The sequence below is a fragment of the Salipiger sp. D13 genome (assembly GCF_003703915.1).
GTDB classification, from domain to species: Bacteria; Pseudomonadota; Alphaproteobacteria; order Rhodobacterales; family Rhodobacteraceae; genus Salipiger; species Salipiger profundus.
Window position 1 is genome coordinate 12,584 of the sequence record NZ_ML112600.1, and the last position, 14,344, is coordinate 26,927.

The window sequence follows — 14,344 nt, forward strand, 5'->3', positions numbered from 1 at the left end:
TAACGCTTCTAGCCTCCCCATCTTGGCTTCGCGTGTCGCAGGGGAGAACGGCCCTTCGGTCCGTCGCGCATTCGGCCATGCGGCCTCACCGCGGCGTTGCGCCTGGCATCCCGGTTTGCCCGCCTCGCGAGCACGTCCCTCCCCGGCCGCTCCGCCGGATTGCGCTCTGGTCTGTTTTGCGGGGCAAAACGATCCCGCCGCTTCATCCGTCTCCCGCGTCCGGTCGGGCCGTTTGCCTGCTCGGGTCGGGCAAACCTACCGTCAAAACACACACACATGAGTGCGGAAGCATATCCTCCGGATGGCCCCCAAATCAGCCCGCGTCAAGGATCGCAAAACTTTTCGGCGAAGGCCGGGCCTGTGACGCGGGGCGGTCCCGTGGGTGAGGGCGCGCATGTGTCGTGTGTTGCGCACGGAAAACTTTTGCGCCCGGCAAGCCGGCGGCTGCGCCGTCCCTGACCCGGGCAGATTCGGAAACCAGGCATTCGGCCATGCCACCACACTCACGTGGTGGTCGAACAACCGAAATCTGGAGAACAGACATGGCATACGATCAAGCGAACACCTACGAAACCATCGAGCTTTTCGGACTGACCGAGAAGGACGCACAGCTGCCGATCCCGGAAGATCACATCCTGACCGACCGCATCATCCGCGAGAGCTTCGAGGCATTGCTCGGTCCGCTGCGCGGGACCGGCCTTGAGGCAGAAATCGAACCGCTGGCCCATGGGCTCGCCACGATCCTGCAGCGGCGCAAGGTGGCGCTCGGCAAGGAGGTCGACCGCACCGCCGACAACATCGGCGCACTGGCAAAATCCCACGATGGATCGGAGATCGCCGAGACCGCGCTCGAAGAGGCGCAGGCCCGCTTCCTGCAACTGCGCGAGATCGTCAGCGCCATCGAGGTGATGAGCGAGGCGGCGGCGGAATGCTACGAGATCGAGACGGGTCACGCCTTCATCCCGGCAGTTGGGTCGCGCGCAAGCGTCCGGGCGCAAGAGACCGGGGCGGTCTTCGAGGCGCGGCAGCTCCTCGAGCAGCACGACCGCGAGACTGCCGAGAAGTCGAAAGTCGAGGGGGTTCCCCTGATTGTCTCGGGCGCCACCGACTGGACCGATGTCGATGTGATCTTCAACACGCTCGACAAGGTTCGCGAACGGATCAGGCAGAACCGCAATCAGGAGATCTTCCTCTGCCACAAGGGTGGCAAGCACGGGGCGGAGATGATCGCGGCTCGGTGGGCCCGAGCACGCGGGATAGCACAGGCGCGCTTCGATCCGCGCTGGTCCGCGCATGGGCGGGCGGCACCGTTCAAGTGCAACGACGAAATGCTGGACGATAAGTTCGCGGCGACGGGGGTTGTTCTCTTCGGCGGCAACGGGGTGGCGCTGAACCTCGGGCAGAAGGCGGAAGCGAAAGGCCTGACGGTCATGCGGGTTGCGGACCCGGCGAAGAAGACCGCGGAGACGTGAGTTTAGAGGGTCGCCTTCGGGCGGCCCTTTCGTCGTTTTCCCAGATGTGTGCGAACATCGGCGGTGTCGCAGTTAACTCCAACAATGGGCATCGACAGGCTTGGTGTTTGTAGTCCGGCCAATCTGGTTTCGGGAATGGCTGGATGGTATCTCTATGCAATTACAGCTTAGTGTGGCCGTGTGGCAGAAGACATTTGTTCCACAGATCAACACTCGCCCAGGTTTTTCCTAGATGCCTTTTTCTCCGGAACGCACCAAAGAGATTCAATCGCGTATTGATGCGCGTTTGCGGTCCGGTCAGGCAAACGATTGGGAAGTGTCCTTCCTTACAAATATGGCTGAACGGTTTCAGCGGTATGGAACGAAGACGCGCCTGAGCAAAGCTCAGTATGCCAGCCTGTACAAAGTCCTGAAACTGGAACGGGAGAATCCGGCACAGAAAAGGGCAGCGGCCGACGACAGGACTTCTCAACCAGCACCGAAGCATAGTACCAGAAGCGTTCAGGCGAGACCCCGTCCGGTCTCCGTGACCCGCGCGATCAATGCACCTCGGCGTGCCGTGCGCAAGGCTCAACGCCAAATCATGGTGCCGTTGGTGATCGCTGTCGGATTCTTCGCATTGGTTGGATCATTGTTTGAATCATCGAACTCGCGATCCACACCCTACAGTCCGTCAGCGGTTCCCTCATCGCAAACTGCCGACGCCGCTTACGTCTATGTGACAGGGACGCGTGTCAATCAACGTGCTGGACCGTCTACTTCGAATGCCGTGATGGGTGTCTTGAGCGAGGGGGGCCGCGTTGAAAAGCTTCGAGAAGAAGGGCAGTGGACACAAATTCGATCCAACTTTGGTACGGGCTGGATGGCTACCCGTTTCCTGTCACTGGTCGCGCCGTCAACAGAGCGACCCGCCTCACAGGACCGGTCGCTTCGCGCCAGCGATGTGCGGATCATTGACGGTGATACGGTCGATGTTCGAGGCCTAACAGCGAACGTGCGTCTCGTCGGATTTAACGCGCCTGAGACATGGAAACCCGCCTGCACTGCAGAGCGTGAGGTTGGGGAGCGCGCGACTGCGCGTCTAGGTCAATTAGTGCGGGGCGCGACATCAATTGAATTTGAGCGCGTGGCCTGTTCCTGCCGGCCCGGGACAGAGGGTACGGATCAGTGCAATTTTGGGCGGTTCTGCGGCTCGTTGTTCGTTGACGGTCGGGACGTCGGCAGCACGCTCATTGCTGAAGGTCTGGCCGTGCCGTACCGATGTGGACGCACCAGCTGTCCCCCACGCCCTCAACCCTGGTGCCGATAGCATACGCGCCCAACCGACCCAGACGACGGACCTTCGCGCGCGGCAGAACGCTGACCCGCCGCATCGCGAGCGTGACGGATCGTTATCCAGATGCATTGGATCAGAACGAACCAGGCCATCTTCGGTCACGATCGACGGGTTCGATGGCGGCTTCAAAGTGGTGGCACAAATTCGGGTCACTCCTTTTTGCTCATTGATGCGGATCGCACGGGGTCGGCCCAATCGTGCCCTCCGCTTCGCTCCGGCAAGCACAAATACGGCTTCCACGGCGTAGCCACGGACCCTCCGCATTTGCGCTTGCGACCGGGCCTCTTGCCCCCGTGCCGGGTGATCCCCATCGCAACAAGGAGAGACCCAAATGACTAACCACTACGTCGCCACCGTCCCCGTCAAGTTCACCGACACCGATGGCCAGGAGCGCACCCGTTTTCAGCGCGTGGGCGCGATGTTCCGCAACACCCGCAACGGGGACGGCTCGGAGTTCTTTAGCCTCAAGCTCGACTTCCCGGTCGCGGTCTCGGAGCTGGTGATGTTCCCGCCGAGCGCGAAGGATCCGCAGGACTAAATCCTCTGACGAGGATGGGCCGCCATCAGGCGGCCCTGTCCCTGTTCCAGGGATGCCGTCACTGGCGCGGGTGATCGCCGACAGTGATCTCCCCTAAGTGCCGGTCGCTGCGCGTTCAACGGACGCACGCCTCCCAGAATGATCAGGCCGCGACAGACCGGCCAGCCAGCCTCAAGGGGGCCATCCACAAAAACCTATCGGCCAGGGCCTCCCGGTTTTTGCGGCAGAGATTTGGGGGCCCAAATCTGGCCCTCCTTGACCCTGCCTGTCCGCCCTGTCGGTGGGGTTTGCGCCCGCCCGCGGTTCCGTCCGAACACATGCGTGTTCGGCCAGAGCCTCGGGCGGTGCTGGAGAAGGGGCCTTTGAAGCTGGAGGCTGTGCTGGTGGTGAGGGCGGCAGAGCCGCGTCCCTGCGGGCCGCGGCGTGAAGCGGACACCAAGGCTGCCTGAGCCTGAATGCGACGTAAGTATACAATTGACTGTTTGGTATATTATCGTAAGGTGGGGGCAGCCTTGGTGGAAGTTGGCAGGAAATAGGGGGTCTTTCTTCGCATGTCTCGTTCAAAACGTCTCACAGATGCGAACCGCATGGAGATCGTTCGCGAGGCTGCGGAAGGTGTGTCGACATCCGTGTTGGCCGAGCGGTTTGGCGTGTCGCCGCGGGCGATCCAGTACACGCTCAAGGCCGATGCCGAGCGCCAGACGGATGCAGCCATCCCGGTCTCCGCGGTCAGTGTGAAGGTCACGGCTTCGGAGCTTGAGGCGCTCGACGCGGTGCTGGCGAAGGCCGGGATCGAGAGCCGGGCTGAGGGACTGCGGCGGCTCATTCAGGCGGCAGGCGGGGTGTTCGTTCCGGATGCGCAGATGGCGGCCGAGATGGCGCGATACAGGGCCTCTTTGCACGAGGTCGGCAATGGGGTCGCGCAGATCGCCAAACAGATGACGCAGGCCAACCGGATGGGGCAGGGGGCCGTGGGGGGCACGAGTGCCGAGTTCTCCGAATTGCGCCTCGCGCAGCTGCGCGGGCTGGCGCGGTTCATTCTGGATTCCGCTGACGAGATTGACCTGCTTCTGCGCCGCCGTCGAGACGCGATGCAGCTCGAGGCCACGGCCGCCTTGAGGGAGTTTGCGCATGCGGCTGAATGATGCTGTCGATGCCGTCACGGGCGAGGTCTTCCGGGATGGCTGGAGCCGGATCCGGGGCTCGATGCAGGGGCTGCACGTAGCCAAGCAGAGCCAGCTTGTGCGTGCGGCGGCGGGGCACCGGCCAGCGGTCTTCAAGGCGATCCGGGGCGGGGGAACGCACACCAAATCGCAGCTGATGAACCAGCTCGAGTATCTGACCACCAAGTCCACCCATATCGTGGACTCAAGCGGATTTCTGGATGGCAAGGCGAAGCTCGAAGCGAAGGACATCAAAGACCTCACCGAACGCTTTGCCAAGCGGTGGGACGCGGGCTTCAAGCCCAAGCTCGGCCAGACCACCCACATGCTCATGTCCTACCCAGTTGGCACGCGCGGTGAGGATGTCCGCGATATTTCCGAAAGCGTGGCGAAGAGGTTTTTCCAGACCGATGAGGGGCATTTCGATTACATCATTGCGGTGCATGAGGACCGCGATCACCCGCATGCGCATCTGGTTCTGAACCGCCGCTCGCAGGAAGGCGAGTTCTTTTTTCTGGGGCGGAACCATCGGTTCAACTATGACGACTTCCGCCTCGCCATGGTCGAGGAGGCAGAAAAGTATGGCGTGCGCCTGGAGGCCACGCGCCGGGTGGATCGTGGTGTCGTGCATTACCCCGCCCGGACCAGCGAGGTCTATGCGGCGAAAGACGAGGGTCGCGCGCCCCGCGAGCGCGCGCGCGTGGGGGCCGACCTGACGCGGACGCTGGCGGAGATCGCCAATACCAGAACTGTCTACCACTCGCTCGCCACGGAAGCTTCGCGAGAAGCCCGCGAGGATATCGCGGCGGCGCTATTTCGCGCGGGCGAGGTGCTGGCGCGCGGCGGGCAGGTGGACCGAACAGGAGATGTGTATATGGCCGAGGATCAAAGCTTCGAGGATCTGAGAAGCCTCTATGCGGAGAAGCTCGCGCGGGTGCAGGGCATGATCGCAGAGAAGTCCGATGCGGAACGTCCGGTGCTGGAAAAGCGCCTTATCGAGATCCAGACGCAGGTCCAGCACATGCAGCCGCTCGGATTGCGTTCGAGCACGTTGTCAGAGGCGCCCTCGGAGGGCGGGGTCTATTCCGAGGCAAACATCCAAGAGAGCCAGTTGGAGCGCCTCACAGAGCCGCGCCTGCGCTCTCGGATCGACGCAGCGCTACGGGGCGCCGGGATCAGCACATCGGAAGTGGTGGCGCGGATCGAGACCGGGGCCGCGAATGCCGCGCTGGAGCATCGATGGATCGCAGATGATCTCTCCAAGGTGGCTGAGGCGCGCGATCTGAACCTCGAGCGCCGCGCCGATCTGGAACAGGCGCGTGACATCCTGAATGACGTGCATGTGGAACTTGGCACGCTGTTGGAGCGCGAGAACGTGCTGCGCCGGGATGGCGTCATGGAAGCGGAACCGATCAGCGAGCGGTTCCATTATCACCGGGACGCGGTCCGGGCGATGGAAGGGACAATCCGTCAGCAGATGCGCGCAGAGGGCCTGACAGCGCAGCGGATCGAAGACCGGGACTGGGAGGTGGTCTCAAAGGCAGAGCGCCGGATTGAGACGGAGCAGCGTGCATATCTCGAGGCACACCCGGATCTGCTCGCACGCCCCGGCGATGTGATTGACCGGTCTGAGCCTTACAGGGAGACCATTACCGATGCGGCCCGCGCCAGCGAGATCACCCGCGAGGTCGACCGGATCATGGAGGGACGCGATATCCGCACGCCCGTTGCAGATGCTGTCACGGATGAATTCAGGGAGCGCTATCCGGACATGCCGTCCCACCTCGCCCGCGGGCTCGGCGCGACCTATGCCGCTGTCGTCGAGATACGGGACACGGAGGCCATCAATCAGGTCCGCCGCGAAAGCGAGTTGCGCGACGGACTTGGGGTTGGCACGCGCGACGACATCCTCGCGGCCCGCGATGAAACTGCACCGCTGTCTGACCGATCCGGCCGCCTCTCAGACGAAATCGCGCGTGTTCTGGACCATGAGCGGGCAGGGGAGTTGTCCGCGCCCTTCGAAACCGAGGCGGAGCGGGACGCCTTCCGCGAGGAGATCGCGCGGGTGCTGGACGTGCGCCAACTCGACCGGCTCACATCCGGCGATGCCGATGCGCTGGACAAGGTTCTCGAGGATCGTCTCGACCGGCTCTATGTCGCCAAGGTCTATCTGCAATCCGATGCCGCCACGGCCAACACGGAGGCCTTGCGCCAGGTGGTCGATGAACTCGCCGATGCCGAATACGAAAAACACCGCGCGACAGACGTGGATGGCGAGACCGAGCGGGGACAGGTCCATTGAGCGCCGCCATGGGAAAAGCGCGGATCGCCACGGGCGTCCTTCTGGTGACGCTTGTGAGTGGGGCCATGGGCTATACCATCGCCTCGGCGGTGCTGACCTACCAGGATCTCGGCTTCGGGGCCGAGATCGACTTTGCCTATATCGCGCAGAACTACATGGCGATCCTGGACCGCCGCCCGGAGGATGCCCAACTCATTCACCTGATCATCGGCAGCTTTGCCGCCGCCGGCCTGATGCTGAGCCTCGCCCTCTCGGGATCGGCCCTCACACGGTTTGGCCAGACGCATTGGCAGAGTGCGCGCGAGATGAAGGCCAATGGGTTTTTCGGGGCGCCCGGGACCGGGTTCATCCTCGGCAAGCTGGGGACGCCTGGCTCTCGCGCCAATTACATTTGCTCGAAGGTTTTCCCGCATGCGCTGATCGTGGCGCCCACGGGCCGCGGCAAGACCACGGGCTTCGTCATTCCGAACCTGCTGACCTGGCAGGGCTCCGCCGTGACGCTCGATGTGAAGGGCGAGTGTTTCGAGGCCACGGCCCGGCACCGCGCAGCCCAAGGCGACAAGGTCTATCGCTTTGCCCCCACCGATTGGGAGGGCAAGCGCACGCATCGCTACAACCCGCTCCTGCGCATCTATCAACTGAAAGATCCCGCGCGCCAGCAGATGGAATTGCAGCTTCTTGCGACGCTCTTCCTGCAAAGCGACAACGACCGGGTGCAGGGCCTCCTCAAAGGCGGGATCGATCTCTTCGTCGCGGCAGGGCTCTTGGCGTTCCAGCGCAAGCGCCCGACCTTGGGCGAAATCTACCGCATCGCTGCCTCGGGCGGGAACAAGCAGAAGGAGTATTCCGCGCGGGGGCATGAGGTCGATAACAGGGCCGCCAAGCTGATCTTCACGCGGCTCGCCTCGACCAACAACGACACGCTGACGTCCTACGTCTCGCTCCTGATGACCTCGGGGCTCGATCAATGGCAGAACCCGGCCATCGATGAGGCGACGGCGGTGTCGGACTTTGATTTCCGCACGATCCGCAAGAAACCCTTCTCGGTCTATCTTGTGGTCCAGCCGCTGATGGTGAAGCCGCTCGCGCCGCTGATCCGGCTGTTCTTTTCCGATCTCCTCTCCGCCATGCAGGAGAAAGACCCCGGACCTGACGAACCCTGGCCCGTGATGATCATGCTGGACGAGTTCAACCGCCTCGGCAAGATGCCCATTGTGGTCGAGAGTATCGAGACCTTGCGGACCTATCGCGGACATTTGGCCGTCGTCACCCAGACCATCCCCGCCCTCGATGAAATCTACGGCGAGAACACCCGCCGCGCTCTGCAAGGCAACGCCGGCGTGAAGCTCTACCTTACGCCCTCGGATGAAAAAACCGTCGAGGAGCTGAGCAAGGCGGTCGGCAAGACCACCAAAACCGTCATCACGCGCTCTCAGTCTATCGGCAAGAACCCCTTCGAAGGGCGCAGCCAGTCCACACGGACCGAAGAGAGCTCTCTGCTACCCGAAGATGAGGCCCGCCGCCTGCCGCTCGACGAGATCGTCATGGTGATCGATGCGCAAATGCCGGTCCGGGCGAAGCGGATCCAGTATTTCGACGACCGGCTGTTCAAGGCGATCTACGCGGCGCAGACAGGCGAGTTGCCGTTTCCGGAGCCGGGGGGAGGCGGATCACAGGGTACGCTGCCGCTGAGTATGCGCGCCATGCCGATGACGCCGCCAGCGAAAGGGTCAGGCGGATCCGAGGCCGATATCGAGGCAGCAGACCAGGCTGCTGCAGGTCAGCCGTCAGCGCATGTCGTGCCAAAGAAGACCGCGCCCGTCGTTCAAGCCGTCATCGCTGAGGAACAGCGGCAGATGGAGATGGATTTTGAGGGCCCGGTCGCGGATGCCGAGACCACGAGCGTCGTGGGTGAGGCGCAGATGCGTTCCGCCGTCGATGGTCTCGATATGTTAGAGGCAACTATGGAGCGGAGCAAGAACGGCGTACGAGAAGGGATCTAGTTATCATATTGGTTCGTAGTCCGTTTTCGCGCGCTCAAGCCGTGCACCTACGGTATCCAACCCCCATCGACGATCAAAAAAGAATTCCAGCGCTTTTCTGGTTTCGACACGGAGCCATTCGCCTTCAAAGCCGAATTCACGTCTGACGACCTTTGCTTGCTCATCTGAAAGTCCTGTTTTTGGTCGCAGCCAAATGATTGCTCGAGTATTCCAGTCCACGTCCTCCGGCAGAGGCTTGTCTATGGGTTTCTCCTCGAACGAGCTGTCAGGATCGATGCGGATCGGGAGGTAGTTCCGATATTCACCGCGTTTGAAACTGTGGGCACGCAAGTGCACGCTTTCACCATCGGACGTGAAGCGGGTCGGTGCGATCCACTGCCCTTCGTCGGCACCGGACGACATTGATGTGTATCGGACGTGGACGGCGTTCCCCGACCTGATTGCTTGATGAAGAAACGCGATGGTCCTTTGATCTGCCTTCCGTTCCGGTCGCGGCAACGCGGACGAAGGCGTGTCTTCATCGACGCCCGCCAAGATATCGAATGCTTCGGTCAGGCCGGATGGTGCCAATGCCTCGTGCTCGCTCGCAGCTATGTATGTCTTTCGCACCGGATCATAGGTCGGCGGTGAACTGTGCGCGAGACCAAGATAGACACGGAAGTCCAGCGCTGCCTGCGCGGTCGAAATACCGAAGTGGTCGATCAGATCCTTGCGGTTTGCCATACCCCGCCAAGTCAGGCAGCGGTCCAGAAAGATCAGGCGCTCTCTCTGCGCATGTTTGAGGTCGTCGAGCTTCATGTGCGCATCCCTACCTTGACTCTGGCCTGTATGTCCATCTAGAAAATATACGAATAAAAAATATACGAGTTATTGCCATGAGGATTCTCCACACCGCCGACCTCCATCTCGGGCGTCAGTTCAACGGGATTCCTCTTGATGCCGATCACGCAGCAATTCTCGACCAGATCGTTTCGGCGATCACCTCTCGCGACGTTGATGTTCTTGTAATTGCAGGAGATATTTTTGACCGGGCTGCCCCGCCGACGTCTGCCGTGCGACAGTTCAATGGGTTCTTGGCGCGCGTTGCCTCAGAGACCGACGCGGCCGTGGTGATGATCGCCGGCAATCACGACTCTGGTGATCGAATCGCATCCATGGCGATCATGACAGACACACGACGCGCTTTGATACGTGGGGCTATCAGTGCGGACGAGAAGCCGCTGTTACTTACGGACGCCCACGGACCTGTGGCGTTCACGGGGTTGCCGTTCGCCTACGAGTATGCCGCCCGTGAATGTTTTTCCGACGAAGCTCTCCACGCGCCCGAGGACGTTCTCGCCGCTCAGGTGGCTTGCGGTCGGCGTAACATTCCCGATGGTACGCGTTGGGTCGTCGTTTCGCATGCTTTCGTAGCCGGGGCTTCGAGCAGCGAAAGTGAACGACCTCTCACTAGGGTCGGCGGCATCGAGACCGTCAGTTCGGCCGTGTTCGAGGGTGCCCACTATGTGGCTCTTGGCCATCTGCACCGGCCGCAATCGGTTGGTGCCCCTCATATCCGGTACTCGGGATCGCCATTAGCTTTCGGGTTTGATGAATCTGACTGCCAGAAGTCGATGAGCCTCGTCGAGATCGATGCAGTCGGGCAAACCACGATTGAGATCATTCCTTTCACACCCATTCGCCAAGTGCGCGTCTTGAAGGGACGTCACGCAGAACTTCTCCTCGCAGATCGATCTGACGATTTTATCAAAGCCGTGCTTACCGATGATGCGCCTGTGATCGATGGAATGAAGCGCATCCGCGACGTGTTCCCGAACGCCTGTGAACTTATCTACGAGCGGGATGAACAGGCGCAAGAAGTAAAGTCTTTAACGGGACGTGCCCTGGCGGTCGCGAACCCTGTCGAAGTCATTGGCGACTTCGTTGAACACGTGCGGGACGAAGGGTTCTCAGAGAAGGAACTGGAGGTCGTAGCGTCGGCACTCGGTCGCCTGTGTGAGGCGGAGGATGTCCAATGAGACCGGTTCGGCTAACACTTCAGGCGTTCGGTCCCTATCCAGGTCGGGTGGTTATCGACTTTCGGGATGCCGTCGAGGCGGGTCTTTTCGGCATCTACGGACAAACAGGATCAGGTAAATCGACCATCTTCAGCGCGATGACCTTTGCGCTCTTTGGCGAAGCGGCGAAGGCAGAGCAAGACGCTCCTTCGTTGCGCTCGGATCACGCAGATCCGGATATAATAACCGAGGCGGAGTTCGTGTTCGACATTGGTGAGCGGCGATATGTTGTGCTTCGCCGACCCGACCAGATGCGGCCCAAGGCACGCGGTGAAGGCGAGACGCGGAGCGCACACGAAGCTTACCTGTTCGATGCGACCGGAATGGCGCTGGACGCAATCACAGATGCGGCACGGGGCAAGATCTTGGCCGAGAAGAAGGTGCGCGACGTCGACGCGGCTGTTGTTGAGATGCTTGGATATGGCTCCGAGCAATTTCGCCAGATCGTCCTCCTGCCGCAAGGGCGCTTCGAGAAATTCCTTTCGGCCAAGACGAAAGAGCGCCTCGAAATCCTGCGAGAACTCTTCGATGTCTCGCTGTACGAGAAGCTCATGGCCGATCTCAAGTCGGCAGCCGATGAGGCTGAACGGCAGGTGCGGGATGAACGTGCGCTATGCGCCAGACAGCTCGCCGCAGAAGGATTCGAAAGCACTGATGCACTGATTTCGGGCATCGAAGCCGCAACTGGGAAATGCGCAGAGCTACGCGCGAACGAAGAAACCGGGAAGGCGACGGCGGAAGCTGCCGAGAAAGCAGTGCGTCAGGCGGAGGCGATCGAAGAAAAATTCGCGACGGCCGAAAAGATGAACGAACGGCTTCGCGCACTTGAGGCGCAGAAGGGCGATGTCGAGACGCTTTCTGAGCAGGTCCGACAAGCCGAGCGCGCACGCGGTCTGATCGATGTCGAGGAACGAGTAGGGGATGCCGAACGTCAGGTTGGTGAAGCCGAGGGTGCGCGCAAGAAGGCTGACGAGGCCAGCGAGCTTGCTTCCAGAGAAGCAGAAAAGGCGGCAGAGGCGCTCCGGCGCGAGGACGATCGTGCCGATGAGGTCGAAACCCTGCGCCGGAGAAGTGATGAACTGGAGAGGTATGGTCGAATCCTCGAGGCAGCGGCCGATAGCAATAAGGCAGTCGAAACCGCGCTGAAAGAGCAGCGAGACGCCGACAACGCTTTTCAGGCAGCAAAGGCACAACTGACCGAACTGCAGGAGAAGCGCACCTCGAAAAGCGCAGAGCTAAAAGCTGCGCGCGAAACGGAGGCGAAGCGCGCCGAGATCGCGGATCGGCGCGCAGAACTCGAAAAACGGCATCTGGCAGCCAAGTCCTACGAGGGCGCTTTGCAGGATGTCGCAACGGCTCAGGACGCTGTCGCAGAACAACTGCGGACGTCGGAAGCTGCGACCGGAAAGGCCGAGAAGGCGCGAGATGATTATGAGACGGCCGAACGGGATCTAGCGGCAGCACAGGCGCTTCACCTCGCGACGAGATTGGAAGCAGGGTCGCCATGTCCGGTCTGCGGCGCAACCGAACATCCTGCGCCGGCGACTGGCGAGATCGGTAGTGCCGGCCTGGACAAGGCATTCCGAGAGTCACGAGAAGCATGGCTGGCCGCCGATCGCGAAGCCCGGCAAGCCGGCGAAGCACTGGTCGGCGTGCAAGCGACGCTTGACGAGCGACGGAAACGCTTGTCCACCCTTGAGCCGCCAGAGGCGCGTGCGGACGTCATCGCGGCGCAGATCGGTCGTGAGGACGCAGCACTCGCAGCGCTTGGTCCCCGGGTCGACATCCTTGCCGCGGAGGCCGGGATTGAGGAACTGGGACGGCAGGTCGAGGAACTGGAGCGGAAACGCGATGAGTTGCGGGACAGCTTCGATGAGCGGCGGAACAAGGCTACTGAGGCCAAGGCGACTCGCGACGGCAAGCTTGCCGAGGTGCCTGAGGACCTGCGCGATGTCACGGCGCTCGCGGCCACACTGAAGAAGGTGACCGAGTCGCTGGAGTCACTTCAGGCGGCGCGGATCGCGGCAGACAAAGCGCTGAAATCCGCGCGCGAAATGGCACTCGGCGCGGATAAGGATATTGAAAGCGCAAATAAGGCGCTCGTGGACTGTAAGGCGCGCCATCAAAAGGCGGTTGAGGTCTTCCGGACGAGACTGGCTGGAGCTGGCCTCACAGCAGAGGCCTTTCAGTCTCTCAAGTCAGCCATCGAAACTCTCAATGAAGATAGAGAAACGGTCGAGACCTACCGGCGTGAGCACAAGAGTGCGTCTGATGCAGTCACAGATGCTACCTCTGCGATTGAAGGCATGCCCCGGCCTGACATCGAAGCGCTGCGGGAAACGCACCAGACCCATGCTGAGGCACTCGGCAGGGTGACCGAAGAACGCATCGCCGCCCAGACCCGTGTCGATCATTTGGATCGGCTTAGAAAGGGGATTGAAGAGACGCTGCGCAAGCTTGACGAAGCCGAAGCGGCATCAGGCCCGCTGCGCGGACTAGCTGCGCTGGTGAACGGGCAGAACTCGCAAAGACTGACCCTGGAGACATTCGCGATAGGCGCGATGTTCGACCAGATTCTGGAAGCGGCAAACTTACGCTTCGGCCCAATGACAAACTATCAGTATAGTCTTGAGCGCGAGATGGAGAATGGAGGGCGAGGTAAGCGAGGCCTTGGAACACAGGTGTTTGACGCGCACACCGGGAAATCACGCGCTACAAGCACACTCTCAGGCGGCGAGACGTTCATTGCAGCACTCGCTCTCGCACTGGGTCTTGCCGACGTGGTCGAAGCGGCGAGCGGCAAGGTCCGGCTCGACACGATTTTTATCGACGAAGGGTTTGGAAGCCTCGACACCGAAAACGGGTCCGGCACGCTCGACCAAGTCCTACAGGTCCTCAACTCTATCGTCCGACAGAACCGTGCGGTGGGTCTGATTTCGCATGTACCGCTCGTCCAGGAGGCGATCCCAAACGGCTTCTATGTCAGAAAAGGGATGTCTGGGAGTAGTATTGAGGAAAGGGGAGTGGTCTGATGGTTCCTCGTTGGTTTCGACGGCGAGCTCATTCGCGGCGCTTGCCAAATGGTGGCACTACCGACGTTCGAGAAAGCTGGGTCTTACTGGGCTCTGTTGATGGCACAAATCGGCTGATGGCCGAAGTTCCCCTTTCCCCGGACAGACTTATCCCACGGGCTCAGTGACAGGGATGCCGAGCGCGGTGTACCCGTTCAGAACGGCGATACGGACCTGAAGCTCCGCGACCTGTCGGTCAAAGTCTCGTGCCATGAGGCGCTGCCCCAGCAGTTTCACACAATGCATCTTTGTCTCGACGCGGCTTCGGCGGTGGTATCCGCTCCATCGTCGCCAGAGGGCACGACCGAGGTATTTCGATGCTCGCAGTGCTTCGTTTCGCGCCACGGCTCCGGCGGTGATCGCCTTCCAGGGCTTCGCGTTCTTGCGGGGCGGGATGACAGN

At 61.4% G+C, this 14,344-nt stretch carries 10 protein-coding genes; 8 read left to right on the forward strand and 2 right to left on the reverse strand.

Going from position 1 to position 14,344, the window contains the following annotated elements:
* Positions 1 to 542: 542 nt before the first annotated feature.
* The 6 genes from D6860_RS14425 (at position 543) to D6860_RS14450 (ending at position 8,814) form a co-directional block, all read left to right on the forward strand.
* Entirely contained in the window at positions 543 to 1,472 is a 930-nt protein-coding gene (locus D6860_RS14425; protein WP_076625730.1) for a DUF2493 domain-containing protein, read from the forward strand.
* A 583-nt stretch (positions 1,473 to 2,055) separates the two neighbouring features.
* Complete coding sequence (locus D6860_RS25990; protein WP_371683198.1) at positions 2,056 to 2,781, forward strand: SH3 domain-containing protein; 726 nt, start codon at positions 2,056 to 2,058, stop codon at positions 2,779 to 2,781.
* Positions 2,782 to 3,139: 358 nt separating this feature from the next.
* Positions 3,140 to 3,346, forward strand: a complete 207-nt coding sequence (locus tag D6860_RS14435) for a hypothetical protein (protein WP_007120662.1) — start codon at positions 3,140 to 3,142, stop codon at positions 3,344 to 3,346.
* A gap of 551 nt (positions 3,347 to 3,897) precedes the next feature.
* Entirely contained in the window at positions 3,898 to 4,491 is a 594-nt protein-coding gene (locus D6860_RS14440) for a helix-turn-helix domain-containing protein (RefSeq protein WP_043754095.1), read from the forward strand.
* A complete protein-coding gene (locus tag D6860_RS14445) occupies positions 4,478 to 6,811 on the forward strand; it encodes a relaxase/mobilization nuclease domain-containing protein (protein WP_076625732.1) in 2,334 nt (777 codons plus the stop codon). The genes D6860_RS14440 and D6860_RS14445 overlap by 14 nt, the downstream gene beginning before the upstream one ends.
* A gap of 8 nt (positions 6,812 to 6,819) precedes the next feature.
* Positions 6,820 to 8,814, forward strand: coding sequence for a type IV secretory system conjugative DNA transfer family protein (locus D6860_RS14450; RefSeq protein ID WP_043754090.1), 1,995 nt, complete (start codon positions 6,820 to 6,822; stop codon positions 8,812 to 8,814).
* Between the two features lie 3 nt (positions 8,815 to 8,817).
* Here D6860_RS14450 and D6860_RS14455 read toward each other — a convergent pair whose 3' ends face one another.
* On the reverse strand, positions 8,818 to 9,612 hold the full coding sequence (locus D6860_RS14455) for a BrxR family transcriptional regulator (RefSeq protein ID WP_043754087.1): 795 nt from the start codon (positions 9,610 to 9,612) through the stop codon (positions 8,818 to 8,820).
* A gap of 77 nt (positions 9,613 to 9,689) precedes the next feature.
* Between D6860_RS14455 and D6860_RS14460 the strand changes: the two genes are divergently transcribed.
* Positions 9,690 to 10,832: an exonuclease SbcCD subunit D gene (locus D6860_RS14460; protein WP_043754083.1), complete on the forward strand. Its 1,143-nt coding sequence runs from the start codon at positions 9,690 to 9,692 to the stop codon at positions 10,830 to 10,832.
* A complete protein-coding gene (locus D6860_RS14465; protein ID WP_076625733.1) occupies positions 10,829 to 13,903 on the forward strand; it encodes an AAA family ATPase in 3,075 nt (1,024 codons plus the stop codon). The genes D6860_RS14460 and D6860_RS14465 overlap by 4 nt, the downstream gene beginning before the upstream one ends.
* A 147-nt stretch (positions 13,904 to 14,050) precedes the next feature.
* Here the strand turns inward: D6860_RS14465 and D6860_RS14470 are convergent.
* On the reverse strand, positions 14,051 to 14,343 hold a 293-nt coding region (locus D6860_RS14470; protein ID WP_164845645.1), incomplete at its 5' end, for a transposase.
* Position 14,344: the final 1 nt, after the last annotated feature.

Bases quoted from the DNA above. Each gene is read 5' to 3' on its own strand.
- D6860_RS14440 (WP_043754095.1), top strand. From the start codon at position 3,898: ATGTCTCGTTCAAAACGTCTCACAGATGCGAACCGCATGGAGATCGTT.
- D6860_RS14450 (WP_043754090.1), top strand. From the start codon at position 6,820: ATGGGAAAAGCGCGGATCGCCACGGGCGTCCTTCTGGTGACGCTTGTG.
- D6860_RS14455 (WP_043754087.1), bottom strand. From the start codon at position 9,612: ATGAAGCTCGACGACCTCAAACATGCGCAGAGAGAGCGCCTGATCTTT.
- D6860_RS14435 (WP_007120662.1), top strand. From the start codon at position 3,140: ATGACTAACCACTACGTCGCCACCGTCCCCGTCAAGTTCACCGACACC.
- D6860_RS25990 (WP_371683198.1), top strand. From the start codon at position 2,056: ATGGTGCCGTTGGTGATCGCTGTCGGATTCTTCGCATTGGTTGGATCA.
- D6860_RS14445 (WP_076625732.1), top strand. From the start codon at position 4,478: ATGCGGCTGAATGATGCTGTCGATGCCGTCACGGGCGAGGTCTTCCGG.
- D6860_RS14425 (WP_076625730.1), top strand. From the start codon at position 543: ATGGCATACGATCAAGCGAACACCTACGAAACCATCGAGCTTTTCGGA.
- D6860_RS14465 (WP_076625733.1), top strand. From the start codon at position 10,829: ATGAGACCGGTTCGGCTAACACTTCAGGCGTTCGGTCCCTATCCAGGT.
- D6860_RS14460 (WP_043754083.1), top strand. From the start codon at position 9,690: ATGAGGATTCTCCACACCGCCGACCTCCATCTCGGGCGTCAGTTCAAC.